Annotated in this window: 19 protein-coding genes; 9 read left to right on the plus strand and 10 right to left on the minus strand. The window is 66.0% G+C overall.

Features of this window, described 5'->3' with window-relative positions:
* Nucleotides 1-211: 211 nt before the first annotated feature.
* The 4 genes from SPHN_RS04410 to SPHN_RS04425 all read right to left on the minus strand — a co-directional run bounded on the left by SPHN_RS04410 (nucleotide 212) and on the right by SPHN_RS04425 (nucleotide 5,021).
* Nucleotides 212-601: a reverse transcriptase-like protein gene (locus tag SPHN_RS04410; RefSeq protein WP_248522365.1), complete on the minus strand. Its 390-nt coding sequence runs from the start codon at nucleotides 599-601 to the stop codon at nucleotides 212-214.
* Nucleotides 601-1,719, minus strand: coding sequence for a YihY/virulence factor BrkB family protein (locus SPHN_RS04415; protein WP_248521517.1), 1,119 nt, complete (start codon nucleotides 1,717-1,719; stop codon nucleotides 601-603). Before SPHN_RS04415 ends, SPHN_RS04410 begins: the two co-directional genes overlap by 1 nt.
* 111 nt (nucleotides 1,720-1,830) lie before the next feature.
* Nucleotides 1,831-4,326, minus strand: coding sequence for an ABC transporter permease (locus tag SPHN_RS04420; RefSeq protein WP_248521519.1), 2,496 nt, complete (start codon nucleotides 4,324-4,326; stop codon nucleotides 1,831-1,833).
* Nucleotides 4,323-5,021, minus strand: coding sequence for an ABC transporter ATP-binding protein (locus SPHN_RS04425; RefSeq protein WP_248521521.1), 699 nt, complete (start codon nucleotides 5,019-5,021; stop codon nucleotides 4,323-4,325). Before SPHN_RS04425 ends, SPHN_RS04420 begins: the two co-directional genes overlap by 4 nt.
* 25 nt (nucleotides 5,022-5,046) lie before the next feature.
* Between SPHN_RS04425 and SPHN_RS04430 the strand changes: the two genes are divergently transcribed.
* Both SPHN_RS04430 and SPHN_RS04435 read left to right on the plus strand, forming a co-directional pair.
* Entirely contained in the window at nucleotides 5,047-5,760 is a 714-nt protein-coding gene (locus SPHN_RS04430) for an arylesterase (RefSeq protein ID WP_248521523.1), read from the plus strand.
* Between the two features lie 175 nt (nucleotides 5,761-5,935).
* On the plus strand, nucleotides 5,936-6,670 hold the full coding sequence (locus SPHN_RS04435) for a Crp/Fnr family transcriptional regulator (protein WP_248521525.1): 735 nt from the start codon (nucleotides 5,936-5,938) through the stop codon (nucleotides 6,668-6,670).
* A 149-nt stretch (nucleotides 6,671-6,819) separates the two neighbouring features.
* Here SPHN_RS04435 and SPHN_RS04440 read toward each other — a convergent pair whose 3' ends face one another.
* From SPHN_RS04440 to SPHN_RS04450, 3 genes are all read right to left on the minus strand, one after another.
* Nucleotides 6,820-7,155: a hypothetical protein gene (locus SPHN_RS04440; protein ID WP_128454646.1), complete on the minus strand. Its 336-nt coding sequence runs from the start codon at nucleotides 7,153-7,155 to the stop codon at nucleotides 6,820-6,822.
* 91 nt (nucleotides 7,156-7,246) lie between these two features.
* The gene (locus SPHN_RS04445) at nucleotides 7,247-8,062 is read right to left on the minus strand and encodes a transglutaminase-like domain-containing protein (protein ID WP_248521526.1); all 816 of its coding nucleotides are present in this window, start codon (nucleotides 8,060-8,062) and stop codon (nucleotides 7,247-7,249) included.
* Between the two features lie 25 nt (nucleotides 8,063-8,087).
* Nucleotides 8,088-9,005 (minus strand): transglutaminase family protein, encoded by a 918-nt coding sequence (locus tag SPHN_RS04450; protein ID WP_248521527.1) that lies wholly within the window; start codon nucleotides 9,003-9,005, stop codon nucleotides 8,088-8,090.
* 16 nt (nucleotides 9,006-9,021) lie between these two features.
* Here SPHN_RS04450 and SPHN_RS04455 point away from each other — a divergent pair, with 16 nt between their 5' ends.
* Entirely contained in the window at nucleotides 9,022-9,831 is an 810-nt protein-coding gene (locus SPHN_RS04455; RefSeq protein ID WP_248521528.1) for an N-formylglutamate amidohydrolase, read from the plus strand.
* A 306-nt stretch (nucleotides 9,832-10,137) separates the two neighbouring features.
* Nucleotides 10,138-12,306: a TonB-dependent receptor gene (locus SPHN_RS04460; protein ID WP_248521529.1), complete on the plus strand. Its 2,169-nt coding sequence runs from the start codon at nucleotides 10,138-10,140 to the stop codon at nucleotides 12,304-12,306.
* 31 nt (nucleotides 12,307-12,337) lie between these two features.
* Here the strand turns inward: SPHN_RS04460 and SPHN_RS04465 are convergent, their stop codons facing one another.
* Both SPHN_RS04465 and SPHN_RS04470 read right to left on the minus strand, forming a co-directional pair.
* Nucleotides 12,338-12,865, minus strand: coding sequence for a gamma carbonic anhydrase family protein (locus SPHN_RS04465; RefSeq protein WP_248521530.1), 528 nt, complete (start codon nucleotides 12,863-12,865; stop codon nucleotides 12,338-12,340).
* Nucleotides 12,865-14,985, minus strand: coding sequence for a malate synthase G (locus tag SPHN_RS04470; RefSeq protein ID WP_248521531.1), 2,121 nt, complete (start codon nucleotides 14,983-14,985; stop codon nucleotides 12,865-12,867). The genes SPHN_RS04465 and SPHN_RS04470 overlap by 1 nt, the downstream gene beginning before the upstream one ends.
* A gap of 93 nt (nucleotides 14,986-15,078) precedes the next feature.
* Between SPHN_RS04470 and SPHN_RS04475 the strand changes: the two genes are divergently transcribed.
* On the plus strand, nucleotides 15,079-15,954 hold the full coding sequence (locus tag SPHN_RS04475) for a LysR family transcriptional regulator (protein ID WP_248521532.1): 876 nt from the start codon (nucleotides 15,079-15,081) through the stop codon (nucleotides 15,952-15,954).
* Here SPHN_RS04475 and SPHN_RS04480 read toward each other — a convergent pair.
* Nucleotides 15,909-16,397, minus strand: a complete 489-nt coding sequence (locus SPHN_RS04480) for a MarR family winged helix-turn-helix transcriptional regulator (RefSeq protein ID WP_248521533.1) — start codon at nucleotides 16,395-16,397, stop codon at nucleotides 15,909-15,911. The genes SPHN_RS04475 and SPHN_RS04480 overlap by 46 nt on opposite strands.
* Before the next feature lie 78 nt (nucleotides 16,398-16,475).
* Between SPHN_RS04480 and hppD the strand changes: the two genes are divergently transcribed.
* From hppD to SPHN_RS04500, 4 genes are all read left to right on the plus strand, one after another.
* The gene (gene hppD / locus SPHN_RS04485; protein WP_432715050.1) at nucleotides 16,476-17,564 is read left to right on the plus strand and encodes a 4-hydroxyphenylpyruvate dioxygenase; all 1,089 of its coding nucleotides are present in this window, start codon (nucleotides 16,476-16,478) and stop codon (nucleotides 17,562-17,564) included.
* A gap of 265 nt (nucleotides 17,565-17,829) precedes the next feature.
* Nucleotides 17,830-19,167 carry a homogentisate 1,2-dioxygenase gene (gene hmgA / locus SPHN_RS04490; protein ID WP_248521535.1) on the plus strand — a complete coding sequence of 446 codons (1,338 nt, stop codon included), beginning with the start codon at nucleotides 17,830-17,832 and terminating at the stop codon, nucleotides 19,165-19,167.
* Nucleotides 19,164-19,808 (plus strand): maleylacetoacetate isomerase, encoded by a 645-nt coding sequence (gene maiA, locus SPHN_RS04495; protein ID WP_248521536.1) that lies wholly within the window; start codon nucleotides 19,164-19,166, stop codon nucleotides 19,806-19,808. Before hmgA ends, maiA begins: the two co-directional genes overlap by 4 nt.
* Nucleotides 19,805-20,170, plus strand: coding sequence for a Rieske (2Fe-2S) protein (locus tag SPHN_RS04500; RefSeq protein ID WP_248521537.1), 366 nt, complete (start codon nucleotides 19,805-19,807; stop codon nucleotides 20,168-20,170). The genes maiA and SPHN_RS04500 overlap by 4 nt, the downstream gene beginning before the upstream one ends.
* The last annotated feature ends 19 nt before the right edge of the window (nucleotides 20,171-20,189 follow it).

The following is a 20,189-nucleotide window of genomic DNA, read 5'->3' on the forward strand; positions in this document are numbered from 1 at the left end:
TGTCAAAGAGCCGACAAAAATACCGACACTCGCATAACCTCCCTTGCGGAAGATTTGGAGCATCTGGTTTTTTGCGACCGCTGCGTCCAGACCGTGTGGCCGTTCGCTGCGGTGACACCCCTCTAGGGCCACCTCACAAACCCGTCAAATGCTTTTTTACAGTTTGAGGTCAGTTTTTCGGTTTCCAGACCAAAAGCGCCCTCCCGGCCTCCTAGCGTGGGTGGAGGCGCGTAAGCGCAATCCCGGCAAGGTTTTGCGCTCGGCCGATATGACGAATGCGAATGGAGTCGAAGCCGTGGGCAAGTTCTGCGAACCTCGCGCGATGGGCTTCGAGTGCCGCGGTGCGGCAGCGCGCCGTGCCGTTGGCCTGGGTTACGACGAGGGTCGAATCGCCCAGCAGGACAATGTCGCGTTCGCCGTTCTGCCGGGCGACTTCGAGGGCATGAATGGCTGCGAGCCACTCTGCATCGCTGTTCGTGCCGTGGCCGTAGTTGTGCTGGTAATATGGTACGCCCTTATGGACGACGGCACACTCGATCGCGCCCGGGTTCGGGCGACAGCCACCGTCGAAGAACAGCTTGGTGCGTCCGCGGTGCGGCATCACGGTTTGGCCGATGGCCGCTTGCGCGATGCCAGCGCCGCACTCGTCACGAGCAGACCGATGCCCGTGACCGTTGCCCCACGGCGTACGGCACGTAATCCGCCAAGTGCCAACAGCGACGCGGGGAGGCTTCCATCGGCGCCAGCTATATGCGCGAGTGCCAACCGCCCTGCCCCGCCGGATGATGGTGGAGGTGGCGGTGCAATTGGTGGGCCTTCGATGGCGACGGTATCTGCGACGGTGGCACCGCGATCGCCCAACGGTTGCGCTGCGCCGGTCGTCGTATCGTGCTTCGTCTGGTGCTCGAGTTCGGAATTGAGTTCGGCACCGAGCAGGAACACATAGGCCGACAACCAGAGCCACGTCAGCAACACGATGACGGCGCTGAGTGATCCATAGGTTGCGCCGTAATTGCCGAAGCGCGACACATATACGCCGAAGCCGATCGTCGCGGCCAGCCAGATCAGCGTCGCCGCGAGCGATCCCGGGGTAAGCCACGTCCATTTCGCCTTGTGGCGGTTGGGGCCGAACCGGTACAGGCACGCCGCCGCGGTCACGCCGAGGGCTGCGAGCACCGCATAGCTGACGAGCCGGATCGCGACGAGCAGGACGTGAGGCGCGTTCGGGATCAAGCCGTCGAGCAACGCGAACGCCGCCGTAGACAGCGCCGCGACCAAGGCCAGCACCACCGCGCCGCCGGTGATCGCGAAGGCGAGCAGGTTCAGCGTGATGAATCCGCGGGTTTCGCGTTGTTCATACGCGATATTCAGCGCGGTGACGATCGACGAGGCGCCCTTCGTGCCACCATATAGCGCGATGCCGAGCGCGATAACGAGACCGAAGCCCTTCTTGCCTTCGGACGTGCCGACCACGGTGGTGAGCTGATCGCCGATTACGCGTGCGGCATCGTCGGGCAGGACGTGGAACAGCGCGCGGATGTTGGCGACGACGGTCTCGGTATCGGCGACGAGACCGTAGATCAGCACGATCGACGCCAGCAAAGGCACGATCGCGGCGAACCCGTAAAACGCTGTACCTGCCGCGATGAGGCCGATATTGTCCTCGCCCGCCTCGGTCCAGGTCCGCTTCAGGACCTTCCACCATTCGCGGGCCGACATCGACCACGGGCTGGTGGCCTCATGCTCGGCTCGTAACTCACCTTTGCTCAGCGTCTTGCCCCTCGGTCCCGGTATCCTCCGACCTAACGCGGTGCGCGCGCAAACGTGCCGTCAGAGTTGCCGTAAGGCCTGTGCCGGGCGTGCGCCGAGGATCGGCCACGCGCCGATCAGCCCAATCGCCATCGTCAGCCCCGCCCCGCCAACCAGCGTCGCCGCGACCGCCGCATAATCCGGCAGCCACTGGAAGCTGAACAGCTGCGTGACGACATACCACGCCCCGCCGAGCCCGAGCGCGAGCGCCAAGAGCGATAGCACAATGCTCAGGAACGCGTATTCGAGCGCCTGGACCGCGAGCACCTGGCGTCGCGTCGCGCCGAGCGTGCGCAGGATCACGCCGTCATAGGTACGCGCCTCGCGTGCGGCGGCGATCGCACCGATCAGCACGGCGATACCGGCGAGAATCGCGACCGACGCCGCCGCCGTGATCGCGGTCGCCATCTGCGAGACGATCGCGCGGACCTGCCCCAACACGCCGCGCACCTCGATCACCGACACCGACGGGAAGCGGGGCAACAACGCGCGCATCACCATCGATTCCTCGCCCGGCGCGAGATCGATCGTTGCCGCCAGGTTATGCGGCGCATCCTCGATCGCATTGGGCGAGAACACCATGACGAAGTTGAAGCCGAGCGTATCCCAGCTGATCCGCCGGAACGACGCGATCCGCGCGGTCCGCTCGACGCCGAGCAGGGTATAGGTGAGCGGATCGCCGATCTTGAGATCGAGCACCTTTGCCAGCCGCTCGTCGATCGAGACCAACGGTGGGCCGCGATAATCCCGCGGCCACCAGCCGCCGGCGGTCAGTTCGCTCCCCTCGGGCAAGGTGGCGAAATAAGTCAGGCCGCGTTCGCCGCGAAGTGCCCAGGCCCCCTCGGGCAGCGTCTTAAGGTCGGCGACGCGGGTCGTCCCGTAGCCGGTGATCGTGCCACGCATCGCCGGGACGGTGCGGATCACCGGGTGGATCGCGATGCCTTCGACGGTGCGGCGAAAATCGGCTTCGCGATCGGGCGGGACGTCGAGCGCGAACAAGGACGGCGCGCGCTGCGGCACGGTCCGTTCGATATTGGCGTAGATGCTGGTGCGGATCGCCGCCAGCAAGACGAACAGCGTCAGTCCCAGGCCGAGCGCGACGACCAGCGTGCCGGTCCTAGCGCCGGGGCGATGAAGGCCTGCGATCGCCAACCGGAGCAGCGGGCGGCGCGACCGGGGCAACAGCGCGGCACACCGTCGGACGGCCCATCCGAACACGGCCAGGAGTGCCAGCACGCCGGCCACCGCCGCGAGGAACCCGGCGCTCAGCGCGGGCTGTTCGGCGGTGAGCAGCGCGAGCGCGACGATCGCAACGCCGGCGCCGACCACCCATGGCAGGGTCTTGCGAAGCGGCACGCGCCGTTCGCCCGGCACGCCGCGCAACAGTCCGGCGGCGGGAATGCGGCCGGCCTCGATCAGCGGGGGTGCGGTAAAGGCCAAGGCGATCAGCATGCCGTACGCGGCGGCAAGCGCCAACGGCGCGACCTGGAGCGTGAAGCGCGGCGCGACCGGCAGCACGTCCCCCGCCAGCCAGACGATCAGCGGCACGGTGAGGACGCCCGCTATCAGCCCGGCAGCAATCCCGATCGCCGCGACGACCGCCACCTGCAGCACGTAGATCCGCGAGATGATCCCCGACGTCGCGCCGAGTACTTTCAACGCGGCGATGCTCCCGCGGCGTGCGGCGAGATAGGAGGACACGCCGTTGCCGACGCCGATCCCGGCAATGACCAGCGCCGACAGCCCGACCAGCAGCAGGAACTGCCCCATGCGGTCGACGAAGCGCTCGGCACCGGGTGCGGCACGATCGCGCGTCTTGGTTTCCCAACCGGCGGTCGCGAACACCGCCTTGAAGCGGTCGACGGCGACTTTCGGCGAGACACCTTCGGGGAGGCGGACGCGATATTTGCTTTCGTACAGGCTGCCCGGCTGGACCAGCCCGGTCCGCGCGATGCCAGCTAGCGAGACGATCGCGACCGGCCCGAGCGTGAAGCCTTCGCCCAGCCGGTCCGGCTCGCCGGTAACGATGCCGCCGACCGTGAAGGTCGCGGTGCCGAGCTTCAATTGCGCGCGCCGCGCGATCCCGAGACGATCGGCCAGCGCCGGCACGATCAGGACGGTGTTCGCATCGAGCACCTTTGCCGCATCGCCGCGCAAGGCCAGCGTACCGTACAGCGGATAGGCGCGATCGACGCCCTTGAGTTCGATCGGGACGCTGTTGGTGCCGCGCACCGCCATCGCCTGCATGCGCACGGTTTCGGAGACTGTCCCGAGCCGCGCCATCGCACCGCGTTCGGCGGGGGTCGCGGCACGCTGCGAGGCGGCGAATTCGACGTCGCCGCCGAGGATCGCGCTACCGCGAGACGCCAGTTCGGTGTCGATCGCGCGCGTCAGGCTGCCGATCGCGGCCAGCGCACCGACGCCGAGGAACAGGCACGCCAGCAACAGCCGCAGCCCGCGAAACCGCAGGTCGAGTTCGCGCCGCGCAAGCCGCCACGCCAGCCGCCAGTCGTTCACCGTAACCGGTCCGCGACGATTTGGCCGTCGCCAAGTTCGACGATCCTGTCGCAACGTGCCGCGAGGATGGGGTCGTGCGTGATGACGATCAACGTCGCGCCGGTGGCGACGCGGCGGTCGAACAGCAGGTCCATGATCGCGGCGCCGGTCGTAGCATCGAGGTTGCCGGTCGGTTCGTCGGCGAAGACGATGTCCGGCCTGGGCCCGAGCGCACGGGCGATCGCCACGCGCTGTTGCTCGCCGCCCGACAATTGCGTCGGATAATGGCCGATCCGATGTGAAAGGCCGACCGCGCCCAGTTCGGCCTCGGCGCGCGCGAACGCGTCGGACATCCCCGCCAGCTCCATCGGCACCGCGACATTCTCGAGCGCGGTCATCGTCGGCAAAAGGTGGAAGGCCTGGAGGACGATCCCGATCCGCCCCCGCCGCGCCCTGGACAAAGCGTCCTCGTCGAGCGTGCCGAAATCGAGTCCGGCGACTTCTACACGCCCGCCGCTCGCCTGTTCGAGCCCGGACAGGATCGCCATCAGCGACGACTTGCCCGACCCTGACGGCCCGAGCAGCGCGACGCTGGTGCCGCGGGCGATATCGAGATCGATGCCCTTGAGGATCGTCGTCGCGGCGGTGGCGGCGCCGAGTGTCAGCGTGACATCGCGCGCCGAGATCACCATATCGGCGGAAGCAGGTTCGGACATGGAGACCAATATCTTGGAGAAACAGATGCGACGCTGGCCTCTTTATGGGGGCGGACTGGCGCTTCTCCAAGCTGCGCTGTTGAGCGCGTGCGACCGAGCGGCCGAGGCCCCTGCCCCGGCTCCCACCTCGAACGCGGTGTCACCGGTCGTGGAAGCGCCCGCCCCGAGCGGACCCGAGCGGCTGATCCTGGCTTTCGGCGATAGTCTGTACGCGGGCTATGGGCTCGACCGCGGCCAGAGCCTGCCGGACGCGGTGCAGGCGCGACTGCGGCGAGACGGCATCAACGCGACGATCGTCAACGCCGGCGTATCCGGCGACACGAGCGCGGCGGGGCGGCAACGGTTCGCGTTCGCGCTCGACAACATGGCGCGCAAGCCGGATCTGGTCCTGATCGGACTCGGTGGCAACGACGTGTTGCGGCAGATTTCGCCGGCTGAAACGCGCACGAACATGACCGCGATGCTCGACGAGGCGAAGCGCCGCGGCATCCCGGTCGTGCTGACGGGCATGATGGCACCGCCTAATCTCGGACCGGACTTTTCGTCACAGTTCAACACGATATGGCCCGATCTTGCAAAGCGCTATGATGCGACCCTGTACCCGTTCATTCTCGACGGTGTGATCGGCAATGCGCAGTTGATGCAGGCCGATCATGTCCATCCCAATCGAACCGGCGTGAATAAGATCGCGACCCGCGTCGCACCGGTCGTCGAGAGCGCGCTGAAAAAGGCCGAATGATCGGAAACACTTGGCGCACGGCTCTGGGTTCGAACCGCAGGCAACCGGCGGGCCCATCGTTGGCTCGTCCCGTTTCGCCGCATCCGGTGGCTCGCATTCCCCCTTTCGCGCGCCGCGCGGTTGGTGCAACGCCGACATGAGGGATACCGAGGGCTAGGACACACAGGGCGATGCAATGCAATTAAGCGGTTTGATCGCACGGCTTGGTCGACATCTCGACCTGACCGATGCGGAGCGCGAGGCGATCACGCGAGCCGAGCGCGGCGAGCGGCGGTTGAAGGCCGGCGACATCCTGATGGCGGAAGGCGGCGAGAGCCATGCGCTGTACGTCGTGCGCCAGGGGTGGCTGCATTCCTCGACCAAGTTGATCACCGGCGGCCGGCAGATCCTGCGGTTTCATTATGCCGGCGACCTGATCGGCACGTCGAGCATGGCCTGGTCGCAGGCGGCGGCAACGCTGACCGCGATCTCGGACTGCTGGGTCGTCGAACTGCCGAAGACCGAACTCGGGCTGCTGTTCCGCGCGCAACCGCGGATCGCCGGGCTGCTCTACGCCATCGCTGCCGCCGAGAATGTCGCGATGAGCGACCGGCTGACGACGATCGGGCGGATGGGCGCGAGCGAGCGGCTGTCGACGTTGCTGCTCGACATCATGGCGCGGCTGCGCGTGACGGCGGGGGGTATCGTCGACTCGTTCGACCTGCCGCTGACGCAGACCGACATCGGCGATGCGCTCGGGCTTACCAAGGTGCACGTCAACCGGACGATCAGGGCGCTGGAAAAGTCCGGCGTGATCGAGCGGACCGGGCGGCGGGTGCGGATCGTTGACGAGGCGGGGTTGGTCGCCGCGACCGGCTTTACCGATCGGTATGGCGAGATCGAGACAGCGTGGTTGCCGCCGGCGGCGTGAGAACGGTCGTTTCTTGATCCTCCCCCGCCAGGAGGAGGTGGCTGGCTCTTGCCAGTCGGAGGGGGAGGCAGGCGAAACTGCCGTTCCGTGTCCTCCCCCTCCGTCACCTTCGGCGACACCTCCCCTGGCGGGGGAGGATGGTATCAAGCTCAGGTGCGGTCGACTACGAACAAGGTTACGCGGTCGTACTTGATGTCGCCGGGGTTGAAGATCGCGTCGGGGACGAACGGGCGATCGATCACCTCGATGTCCTTCAGACCAGCGAGCTTGAACGTGCCGAGCTTGATCTCCTTGGGCGGCTGACCGTCGCGCTCCAGCGTGATCGCGTCGACGAACACGTCGTCATGCTTGGTGTAGAGGATGTGCGGCGCCAGCGTGCAGACCATCCGATTATAGGTCGCGGTGATGCACTGGCGCAGCGCGATCGCCTGCAGCAGCAGCGCATTTGCGTTGGACGGGGCGGACTGGTCTGGGGTCGAGGTCATGTTGTGCATCGCAGCATAAGTTGAGGGTGAGCGGTGCCGTTAGGCCGAACGCGACACGCGCGACAAGGCTTAACTTGACCCCGTAGCCGGTTTACCTGACGGCTTCGACCTCGTCGGTATGAACGTCGAAGCCGACCAGACGCGCCGGACCGAAGCTGGTGGTGAGCGCGGTATCGGTCGCGTCGCGTCCGCGCGCCATCAGAATCCGGCCGATCCGCGGGCGATTGTGGCGCGCATCGAGCGTGTGCCACGTGCCGCTGAGATACACGTCGAACCACGCGGAAAAATCCATCGGTGCGTCGACCGGCGGGATGCCGATATCGCCGAGATAGCCGGTGCAGTAGCGCGCCGGGATGTTCATGCAGCGGCACAGCGTGATGGCGAGGTGCGCAAAGTCGCGGCACACGCCCTGGCGCTCCTGATAGACGTCCCACGCGGTCTTGGTCGACCGCGCGAAATGATAGCCGAACTCGACATGCTCGTGCGCGAAGTCGACGATCGCCTGGACGCGCTGCCAGCCGGCGGGGACGTGGCCGAACAGTGACCACGCGGTTTCGGAAAGGCGGTCGGTCTCGCAATAGCGGCTGCCGAGCAGGTAGATTAGGATCTCGTCGGGCAGATCCTCGACCGCATGCTGGACCGCGTTGGGGAAGACGGGGTCCGGCAGGCCGCTGTCCTCGATCGTGAAGTCGCACGACAGCGTCAGGCCACCCTTGGGAACGGTGAACCGCGAGCAGACATTGCCGAACGCATCGAGATAATCATAGGTCGGCACATCGGGATCGGCGGCGAGCCGATGCGGCGTCACCAGATCCTTGTTGCGCGACGGATGCAGGCTGAGCATCGCCATCATCGGCGTTGCGACGTCGGTTTCGAAACGAATGTCATAGCCGGCTCGGATCAGCATCGATGTCCCCCTTAGATGCCTGGTGTCACGCAGTTCGCGATGATTGATGGTCGTTGGCAGTGCCCTCGGCATCCTCGTCGACGGTGATGTCGACCGACACGCTCATGTCGAGGAAGCTGCCGGGAAAGCCGCTCCAGGTGCCGGAGACCGGCACCGCCTGGTAGATATCGCGCGCGACGGCGACGCGGACGAGGCCGCGATTGCCGACGATGCCGTTGGTCGGATCGAACTCGACCCAGCCCGAGCCGGGCAGATACACGCGCACCCAGGCATGCGTGTTGCCGCCGCCGGTCCGATGCTCCCGACGAGTAGGATTGTAGACATAGCCCGAGACGAACCGTGCCGCGAAACCGAGCGCGCGGACCGCCTCGATCATCAGCATTGCATAGTCGCGGCAGGTGCCCTTGCGCTTAGCGAGCGTCTCGATCGGCGTCTGCGTACCCTTTTCGGGACGCTGGACATAGGTGAACTCGCGCTTGATCGCGGCGGTCATCTCCGACAGCATCGCCAGCGTATCGGTCTTCGCGCCGACCCCGACGAAGCGGCGCGCCCAACTGTCGATCTCGCGCTGCGGATCATGATGCTGGCGCTCGATCGAGCGCAGCAGGTCGGGCATTTCCTCCGACGAGTAGGTGAAAGGATATTGCCGCGCATACCGCTCGATATCGACCCGCTGCAATTCCCCCGGCGTGTGATCGAGGTGGACGGTGCTGTCGATCACGAGGTCCTTCGCCCGCTTGGCGAAGGTGGCGATCGCTACCGAATTGCCGAACACGTCGTGCAGCCAACGCACGTCGGAAGGTTCGGGGCTGATCGTCAGCGTGGCGTCGATCAGGCGCTGGTCGTAGCTTTCGCGCGGCCGGACCATGATCCGATGCTCGCCGAACGCAACCGGTTGGCGATACGAGTATTTGGTTACATGAGAGAGCGTTAGAGATGGCATCGAGGATCCACGTCGCATGAACAGCACTGCCAGCCAAACGCTGCTTGGGACCGAAGATGCCGCACCGGTCACGGTGGTCAACCCCAAAGGCGCGTCATCGTTCCTGCTGATCGGCGATCATGCCGGAAATGCGGTGCCGAAGCGGTTGAAGTCGCTGGGATTGAGCGACGCCGACCTGTCGCGGCACATCGGCTGGGACATCGGCATCGGCGAACTGGGCGCGATGCTGGCGGAGCGGCTCGACGCGGTGTTCGTCCGCCAGACCTATTCGCGGCTGGTGATCGACTGCAACCGGAGCCCAAGCCAGCCGGATCTGATCGCCGAGGTCACCGACGGGACCGTGGTGCCGGGCAATGCCGGGCTCGGGGAGGCCGATCGTGCGGCGCGGTTCGCGGAGATTCATACCCCGTATCAAGGGACCATCGCTGCGGAGATCGCGCGGCGCGATGCGGCGGGGATGACGACGGTGCTGGTCGCGCTGCACAGCTTCACGCCTGCGATGAAAGGCGCGTTGCGCGATCAGGCGCGGCCTTGGCACATCGGCATTCTGCACGACGGCGGCGATACCGCGTTCGCCGATGCGCTACTCGACGTCTTGCGCGACGAGGCCGACCTGGTTGTCGGCGACAACGAACCCTACCGCATGGACCTGATCGACTACACCATCCCGCGCCATGCGTATCCGCAGCAGCGGCCCTATGCGGAGATCGAGGTTCGACAGGACCTGCTTGCCGACCGTGCCGGCTGCGCGGCGTGGGCGGACCGCCTTGCGCGAATATTGCCGGCGGCGGCGGCAGAGACCAGCGCGAGCCGTCGCAATACCTGAAGGCGCGACTAGGGTTCGACGGACAAACCCGCGACGATCGATAGATCAAGCCCCCTCGTACCTGACGAAGGTCAGGACCCAGAGCCAGGCAGCGCTCCGCCCGTAACTCTGGGTCCTGACTTTCGTCAGGATGACGGTCGCAACCGTGGCCATCGGAGCCGACGCCCCGCCCATCCATGTTGCATTGCGGTCACACTGCCTGCGCCATCGTCGCACATGGCAAGATTGTCACTTGATATGATGTATCATCAAATCTACCCGACGAGTCGTACAGGGACGACACCCCGACGACGATAGGGAAATTTCATGAAGACGATGCTGTTCGGCGCCACCGCCCTGGCTGCCCTCCTCGCCTCTCAGGCTCACGCCCAGACGAATGCTGCCGATCCTGCAAAACCCACTCCTGCACCTGCGCCAGTATCGGTCGGCTCGACCAACCAGCGCGACATCATCGTGACCGCACCGCTCCAGACCAGCGAGCGCGACGTGTTGCAGGGTACCACCGTCCTCACCGGCCAGGAACTCACGCGCCAGCTGCGCCCGTCGATCGGCGAGACGCTTGCGCGCCAGCCCGGCGTGTCGGCGTCGTCGTTCGGGCCGAGCGCCTCGCGTCCGATCCTTCGCGGCTTCCAGGGTGATCGCATCCGCGTGCTGACCGACGGGATCGGCTCGATCGACGTGTCTAACACCTCAGTCGACCACGCGGTCATCATCGATCCGCTGCTCGCCGAGCGCATCGAGATCCTCCGCGGACCCAGCGCGCTTCTATATGGCACGTCGGCGGTCGGCGGCGTCGTCAACGTCATCGACACGCGCATCCCGCGGTCGGTGCCCGAGAACGGCTACCGGTTGAACGGGATCGCCAATTATGGCTCGGCAGCGAACGAACGCTCGGGCGGCATGGCCGGCGACGTTGCGGTCGGCCAGCACCTCGTGCTGCATGCGGACGGCTCGTATCTGAAGTCGGGCGACCTGCGGACCGGCGGCTACATCCTGTCGCGCGACGCCCGCGCACAGGCGCTGGCGACCGCCGCACAGCCTATCGATCCGAACGAGGCCGATCCGATCGACTATGCCGCATCGGCGCAGTTGAAGGGCAAGCTCCCTAACACCCAGTCGGAGACCTGGACGGCGGGTGCCGGCGCGTCGATCATCACCGACAATGGCAGCCTCGGCGTGTCGTACAGCCATTACGACAGCCTGTACGGCGTGCCGATCCGCTACGCCACGCAAGCCGGTCAGGAGCAGGAAGCACCGCGTCTCAACGTGGTCCAGAACCGCGTCGACCTGCGCGGCGAGATCGATACCGGCGGCGACGTGCTGAGCAAGATCCGCGTCCGCGTCGGCCAGGCGAGCTATCGCCACTTCGAGCTGGAGGAAGACAATTCGGTCGGCACCGCCTTCTACAACAAGGGCCTCGAAGGGCGGTTAGAGGTCGTCCAGGCGAACCGCGGCGGCTGGCAGGGCGCATCGGGCGTGCAGTTCTACAACCGGATCTTCAACGTGGCTGGCGACGAGGCCTTCCTGCCGAAGAACGAAACCAACCAGACCGGCCTCTTCACGCTCCAGCAATACGAGTCGGGCAAGTTCCGCGCCGAGGGTGGCGTGCGCTACGAGATCACCGATCTCGCCGCCCGGACGCCCGAGGACGATCTGCGCTTCTTCCGCGGCAGCCAGAGCTATCATTCGGTGTCGGGGTCGCTCGGTGCGTCCTACGCACTGACCGACAGCATCCGTGTCGGGTTGAACGGCTCGCGGACCGAGCGTGCGCCGTCGGCCGAGGAATTGTTCGCGAACGGCGCGCATGCCGGCACGCAGGCGTATGAACTCGGCAATCAGGACTTCAAGCTGGAGAAGTCCTGGGGGCTCGAGGGCACGCTGCACGCGCATGGCGACGGCTTCAGCTTCGACGCGTCGGCCTATTACAACTGGTTCTCCAACTACATCTCGGAAAACCAGGTCGCGTCGTCGGTCTGCCAGGCGGCCGCCGATCCCTCGGGTCGCACCGTCGACCTGCCCTGCTTCCAGTATCAGCAAGCCGATGCCCGCTATTACGGGTTTGAGGCGGACGCATCGGTGAAGGTCGCGCAGATCGGCGGCTATGCGGTCAATGCCGACGTGCTGGGTGATTACGTCCACGCGAACATCGTCGACCAGGGCCCGGTCCCGCGCATCCCGCCGATGCGCGTGCTCGGCGGGATCGAGGCGCAGGGCGACCGGCTGAACGGCCGCGTTGAGGTCGAGCACGTATTCGACCAGAACCGCATCGCCGCGTTCGAGACGAAGACAAACGACTATACGATGGTCAACGCGTCGATCGGGTTCAGCCCGTTCGGCAAGGATTCGAAGACGACGCTGTTACTGAGCGCGAACAACCTGTTCGACGTGAATGCGCGGCGCGCGACCAGCTTCCTCAAGGACTTCGCCCCGCTCGCCGGCCGCGACTTCCGCGCGACGCTGCGCTTCGGGCTTTGAGGTGACGGGCGCCGGCGCGATGCGCTGGCCCCTAGTCGTCGATCCGTTCGAGCCCGTTTGCGTAGACGCGCTGCTTGGCCGCGTAGGCTGCAGCCGACATCTTCAGGCCGGCGATCGCTTCCGCGGACAACGCCCGTACCGCTTTCGCCGGTGAACCGACGATCAGGCTGCCGGCCGGAAACACCTTGCCCTCGGTCACCAGAGCATTCGCGCCGATCAGGCAATCGTCACCGATCACAGCGTTGTTGAGGACCGTCGCCCCCATCCCGACCAGCACGTTGCTGCCGATCGTGCAGCCATGGAGGATCGCGTGGTGGCCGATCGTGCAGCCCTCCCCGACGGTCAACGGCGCGCCGGGATCGGAATGCAGCATCGCACCCTCCTGGATATTGGTCCGCGCACCGACGAGGATCGGCGTGTTGTCCGCGCGGATCACCGCCCCGAACCAGACGCCGGCCCCCTCCCCCAGTCGTGCGTCACCGATCACGTCGGCGGACGGCGCTACCCAGACATCGTTGGCTAGCGTTGGTCGTTTACCCTCGATCGCGTAGAGCGGCATCAGGCGGCGTCCCTCTCCTTTGCCCGCGCGCGGAAAGCGTGGAGCAGCGGTTCGGTATAGCCGCTCGGCTGAGCGAGGCCATCGAACACGAGCGCGCGGGCGGCCTGGAATGCGAGGCTCTCGTCCTCATGCCCCGCCATCGGCCGATACAGCGGATCGCCCGCATTCTGCGCATCGACCTTGGCCGCCATCCGCCGCAGCGCCGCGTCCGCATCGTTGGGCGTGGCGATGCCGTGGAGCAGCCAGTTCGCCATGTGCTGCGAACTGATCCGCAGCGTCGCGCGGTCCTCCATCAGGCCGATGTCGTGGATGTCGGGCACCTTCGAACAGCCGACGCCCTGGTCTACCCAGCGCACGACATAGCCGAGAATCCCCTGCGCGTTGTTCTCCAGCTCCTCGCGAACCGCGTCCGGCTGCCAGTTGTGCCCGGTCGCGACCGGGATCGTCAGCAGCACATCGAGCGACACGATCGGCTCGGCCTTACGCTCCGCCTGTCGCGCGAACACGTCGACGCGGTGGTAGTGCGTCGCGTGCAGCGTCGCGGCGGTCGGCGACGGCACCCACGCCGTGTTCGCCCCGGTCATCGGATGCGCGATCTTCTGCTCGAGCATGTCCGCCATCCGGTCCGGCGCGGCCCACATGCCCTTGCCGATCTGCGCCTTGCCGCTCAGCCCGCAGGCGAGCCCGATCTGCACGTTGCGATCCTCATATGCCTTGATCCACGACGAGGCCTTCATGTCGCCCTTGCGGATCATCGGGCCGGCGCGCATCGAGGTGTGCATCTCGTCGCCGGTGCGGTCGAGGAAGCCGGTGTTGATGAATACGACCCGGTCCTTCACCGCGGCAATGCAGGCGGCGAGATTGGCGGAGGTGCGGCGTTCCTCGTCCATCACGCCGACCTTGATCGTGTGGCGCGCGAGGCCGAGCAGGTCCTCGATCGCGTCGAACAGCCCGTTGGTGAAGGCGGCTTCGTCGGGGCCGTGCATCTTCGGCTTGACGATGTAGATCGAGCCCGCGCGACTGTTGCGGATAGGGCCGGTGCCGTTCAGGTCGTGCAAGCCGATCAGCGAGGTGACGATACCGTCGAGGATGCCCTCCGGCGCTTGGCTGCCGTCGGCGAGCAGGATCGCGGGCGTTGTCATCAGGTGACCGACGTTGCGGACGAACATCAGGCTGCGGCCGGGGAGCGTGAACCCGCTGCCATCGGGGGCGGTATACTGCCGGTCGGATTCGAGCGAGCGCGTGACCGTGCGGCCACCCTTGTCGAAGCTGGCGGTCAGGTCGCCCTTCATCAGGCCGAGCCAGTTGGTGTACGCAGCGACCTTGTCGTCGGCATCGACCGCGGCGATCGAGTCCTCCAGATCGGCGATCGTGCTGAGCGCGGATTCGAGCACGACGTCGGCGAGGTTCGCGGGGTCGTCGCGGCCGATCGGATGCTGAGAATCGATCACCAGTTCGATGTGCAGGCCGTTGTGACGCAACAGGATATTATCGCCAGCATGTCCGACAAGCTGGCTAGGATCGGCAAGCTCGGGCGTACCACCGGTCCAGACGCTCCACGATCCGTTAGCCAAAGGCACGGCATCGTCGAGGAACGCCTTCGCCCAGTCAATCACCTGCGCACCTCGGGCGGCGTCATACCCCCTGCCCGACGCTGCGGCCGGAATCGCATCGGTGCCGTAGAGCGCGTCGTACAGGCTCCCCCACCGAGCGTTCGCGGCGTTCAGCAGGAAGCGGGCGTTGAGGATCGGCACCACCAACTGCGCACCGGCGAGCGAGGCGACCTCCGGGTCGACATTGGTCGGGGCGACCGCGAACGGCGCTGGTTCGTCGACCAGATAGCCGATCTGGCGTAGGAACGCCTGATACTCGGGCTGGTCGATCGGTTTACCGGCACGGGCTTCGTGCCACGCATCGATCTTTGCCTGGAGGTCGTCGCGAACCGCCAGCAGTGCGGCATTCTCAGGCGCGAACCTGGCATAGATATCGGACACCCCTTGCCAGAACGCCGCAGCATCGAGCCCCGTACCCGGCAGCGCCTGCGTCTCGATGAAGTCCGCCAGCGATGCGGCGACCTTTAGACCCGCCCGATTCCGATAGGTGTCGATCATCTCGGCCATGCTGCTCTCCTATGCTCTGGCAGCACGATAGACGGCCGCCACCTTCGCCACTAGACACCATAAACCGAAAGCTGTTGATCGCCTGGAGAACGAATGGATCCCGACATCGTCCTCTTCGCCGAAGTCGTCCGCACCACCAGCCTGAGTGCGGCGGGGCGGTCGCTGGGCATCTCGCCGGCGATGGTGTCGAAACGGATCGCGCGACTGGAGGCACGGCTCGGCGTGCGGTTGCTCAACCGGACGACGCGGCGGCTAGAGCTGACCGCTCGCGGCGCGGCGTATCACCGAGACATGGTGGAGATCCTCGCCGCGATCCGCGATGCCGAGGCGCGCGTGTCCGACCGCGCCGAGACGCCCGCCGGACCGCTCCGGGTCAGCGCTCCCACCTCCTTCGGCCGGCTGCACATCGCGCCGCACCTGAAGCCGTTCCTCGATGCGCACCCTGCGATCGAACTCGACCTCGATCTGTCGGATGGTTTCTCGGATGTGATCGGCGACCGGCTCGACCTCGCGATCCGGATCGCGCCTGCCGTGCCGCCGAGCCTGACCGGCTATCGTCTCGCCGACAGCCGCCGCGTTCTCTGCGCAGCGCCGAGCTACATCGCGCCAAACGACGCGGCCAACCTCACGAAACACCGTCTCCTCGCGGCGAAAGGCCAGATGCCGTGGCGACTGGCCGGGCCGAACGGCGACGTCACGATCGACCGCCCGAGCTACGTCGCGACCAATTCCAGTGAGGTCGTCCGCGAACTGACGCTGGCGGGTGTCGGCATGGCACTGCGCTCGCTTTGGGATGTGAGCGCGGACCTGGCGAGCGGTCGGCTCGTACGGGTCTTGCCGGAGTTGGCCGGGTCTGCGGACGTCGGCATTTATGCGGTGCACGCACGCGGGCCGGTGTCGTCCGGCACCGCCGCGTTGCTCGATTACCTGCGCGGCCTCTGGTCGCCGACACCGCCGTGGGACTCCTGAACGAGGTCGATCGTCACCGCGTCGATCCGTCGCAGCATCGCCACGAACTGCTCGACTTCCTTGGCTGAGAACCCGGCGAAGATCCGCCGCTCCAGATCGAGCGCTTTCGGCGCTACCGATGCGTAGAGCGTGTGGCCGTCTTCGGTCAGCTTCAACAGATGCGAGCGGCGATCCTCGGGGTTGGCATGCCGCTGCATCAACCCGCGCTCGACCAGAGCGATCGCCGCGCGGCTGACGGTCACCTTGTCCATGCGCGTCTGCTGGCCGATCTGCTGCTGTGTGATCCCGCCCGCTTCGGCCACCACTGTGACCAGCCGCCACTCGGGGATCGTCAGTCCGAACAACGCCTCGTAGGTGTCGGCCACCGCCTCGCTGACGAGGTTGGAGGTGATTGACAGACGATACGGTATAAAATCGTCCAGGACGAGTGCGCGGTCAGTCATGGCGAGATCGTAACGATTGACACCAGTTGTTCAAGGCGCCAGATTGGTAACAACAGATACCAATTTGAGGATCGAGTCATGGACCATATGCCCCAGTCTGATCATATGGACGTAAACCCGATGGGTCTCGACGGGTTCGAGTTCGCCGAGTTCACTTCGCCCGATCCCGACCGGATGGCCGCGCAGTTCGAGCAGTTCGGCTTCGTCGCCGCCTCGACCCACCCGACCAAGGCCGTCACGCGCTACAAGCAGGGCCGCATCAACCTGCTGCTCAACCGCGAGGAAAGCGGCCATGCGGCGGAGTTCCGTGCGGCGCATGGTCCGTCGGCGAGCGGCATGGCGTTCCGCGTTCACGACGCCAAGGAAGCGTTCGACGCGGCCCTCGCACGTGGCGCCAAAGCGGCGGATGCCAGCATGGGCGCGCTCGGCGAGGGCAGCTATGTGCTCGAAGGGATCGGCGGATCGCTGCTGTATCTGGTCGACAAGCACGGCGCGGCCGGCAGCCTGTACGACGACTGGAACCAGGTCCCGGGTGCGGCCGAGGCCGAAGCCGAGAACAATGTCGGGCTCGATCTGCTCGATCACCTCACGCACAATGTGAAGCGTGGGCAGATGCGGACCTGGGCCGAGTTCTACGGCCAGATCTTCGGCTTCGAGGAGCAGAAGTATTTCGACATCAAGGGCAAGGCGACCGGGCTGTTCAGCCAGGCGATGATCGCCCCCGACCGCGCGATCCGCATCCCGCTCAACGAGAGCCAGGACGACAAGAGCCAGATCGAGGAATTCATCAAGGATTACAACGGCGAGGGCATCCAGCATCTCGCGCTGACGACCGACGATATCTTCGAGACGGTCGAGAAGCTGCGCGCGCGCGGCGTCAAGCTGCAGGACACCATCGAGACCTATTACGAGCTGGTCGACAAGCGCGTGCCGAACCACGGCCACGACCTCGAACGCCTGCGCCGCAACCGCATCCTGATCGACGGCAATGTCGGCGAGGAGGGGTTGCTGCTGCAGATCTTTACCGAGAACATGTTCGGGCCGATCTTCTTCGAGATCATCCAGCGCAAGGGGAATGAGGGCTTCGGCAACGGCAATTTCCAGGCGTTGTATGAGTCGATCGAGCTCGACCAGATCCGCCGCGGCGTGATCACTGTCGACGCTTGAGCCAAACTGAAAAGGCGGCTGTCGAAAGCGAGTTTATCCGTCATGCCGGGCGTGGTCCGGCATCCACGGTTTCGCATAACCTGAAGCAGTTGGTTTGCGGCACGGTGGACCCCGGAACAGGTCCGGGGTGACGAAGTATTTGCGGCATCGTCGTTCACCATACGGCAGATGGTCGATGGAATTACCTCATCCTTTTGGGTGAGAATCAGAGTTTGAACGGCCGGCGGTTCGGGCGTTGATCGGAACAGGTGACGGAGAGGAAGCCATGACAATTCACCAGCCAATCGACGCCGCAGGCGAAACCGCCGGCCAGACCGAAGACCGTGCGGCGTACCAGCCCGGTTTCGGCAACCACGTATCGACCGAGGCAATCCCCGGCGCGTTGCCGATCGGGCGCAATTCGCCGCAGCGCCCCGCGTTCGGGCTCTATACCGAGCAGCTGTCCGGCACCGCGTTTACCGCGCCGCGTCACGAGAACCGCCGTAGCTGGCTCTACCGGATGCGCCCGACCGCCGAGCATCCGCCGTTCGAGCGCTACACCGGCGCCGAGCGGTTCGCGCCCGGCACCACCGACGCGCCGCTCGCGCCCAACCGCCTGCGCTGGGATCCGATCGCGTCCCCCGCGCCGAATACCGACCTGATCGACGGCATGACGACGATGCTCGCCAACCGTGATCCCGCCGACCTCGAAGGCGTCGCGCTCCACGTCTATGCCGCAAACACCGACATGACCGACCGCATGTTTATGGATGCGGACGGCGAACTGCTGTTCGTGCCGCAGTCCGGACGGCTGCGGTTGCTGACCGAACTTGGCCGGATCGATATCGCGCCCGGCCAGATCGCGCTTGTGCCCCGCGGCGTCCGCTTCCGCGCCGAACTCCCCGATGGCGAAGCACGCGGCTATGTCGCGGAGAACCACGGCGCGCTGTTTCGGCTGCCCGATCTCGGCCCGATCGGCGCCAATGGTCTTGCCAACCCGCGCGATTTCGAGACGCCGGTCGCGTGGTTCGAGGACCGCGATGAACCGGTCGAGGTTGTCCAAAAGTTCATGGGATCGCTGTGGACTACGACGCTTGATCACTCGCCGCTCGACGTCGTGGCGTGGCACGGCAACCTCGCCCCGTGGCGGTATGACTTGTCGCGGTTCAACACGATCAACACGGTCAGTTTCGATCATCCCGATCCGTCGATCTTCACGCTGCTGACCTCGCCGAGCGACGTGCCCGGCCGCGCGAACGCCGATTTCGTGATCTTCCCGCCGCGCTGGATGGTCGCCGAGGGGACGTTCCGCCCGCCGTGGTTCCACCGCAACGTCATGTCCGAGGCGATGGGGCTGATCACCGGCGCCTACGATGCGAAGGCCGAGGGGTTCGCGCCGGGCGGGATCTCGTTGCACAATCTCATGTCCGGCCACGGCCCTGATTTGGCGAGCTGGCAAGGTGCGAGCGCAGCTGATCTGAAGCCGCACAAGATCGACGGGACGATGGCGTTCATGCTGGAGAGCTGCTGGCCGTACAAGCCGACCGCCTATGCGCTAGAGCATTCGCAGCTCGATTACGATGCGGTCTGGTCGGACTTCCCGAAGGCGGTCCTGCCGAAGTGAGCCTTACGCTGCACGGCTATTGGCGCTCGACCGCCGCTTACCGCGTCCGCATCGCGCTGGCGCTGAAGGGTGTGGCTTACGAACAGGTCACGCACGACCTTCGCACCGGCGCGCAACGCGAGGCCGAGTATCGGACGCTCAATCCTCAAGGGCTCGTTCCGGCGCTGAAGACGGACGATGCAGTCCTGACGCAGAGCCCAGCGATCCTCGAATGGATTGACGAGGTGTATCCTGATCCGCCGCTGCTCCCCGTCGGTGCAAACGACCGGGCGATCGTCCGCGCGATGGCGGCGACGATCGCGTGCGATATCCATCCAGTGAACAATCTTCGTATCCTGAATGCCTTGCGGACCGAGTTCGGGGCCGAGGAGGCGGCGGTGAACCGCTGGATCGCACGCTGGATCGGCGACGGGTTCGCTGCGCTGGAGACGCTGATCGGACGGTATGGCGACGGCTTTGCGTTCGGTGCGACGCCGACGATCGCCGACTGTCATCTGGTGCCGCAGGTCTATTCGGCCGAGCGATTCGCGGTCGATCTCTCGCCCTATCCGCACCTCAAGGGCGCTGCTGACAAGGCCCGCGCCCTCCCCGCTTTCGCCGCCGCGCATTCAGACCGGCAGCCGGACGCCGACCGCGCGTGAGCGACGGCGAACGGCTGACCGCAACACCGGGCGGGATCAAACTCGCACCATTCGATGCGATCGCCGAGGGCAAGACGCGAAATTTCGTGCTCCAGATGCGTGCCGGGCGTTTCCACGGCTTCGTCGTGCGCAAGGAGGGTGCGGTGTTCGGCTATGTCGATCGCTGCCCGCACATGGGCCTGCCACTCGCGCAGGTGCTCGACGATTATCTCACGCCGCGCGGCGACCTGATCGCGTGCAGCTGGCACTCAGCGCTGTTCGAGATCGAGAGCGGCGCCTGCGTCGGTGGACCTTGCGGAGGAACGCGGCTGACGCCTTGGCCGGTCGCGGTCGTCGATGGGATGATCGTCACCGCAGGCTGACGCGGGGGGCGACTTACGC

It is taken from the genome of Sphingomonas faeni (genome assembly GCF_023195535.1).
Taxonomy (GTDB): Bacteria; Pseudomonadota; Alphaproteobacteria; order Sphingomonadales; family Sphingomonadaceae; genus Sphingomonas; species Sphingomonas faeni_B.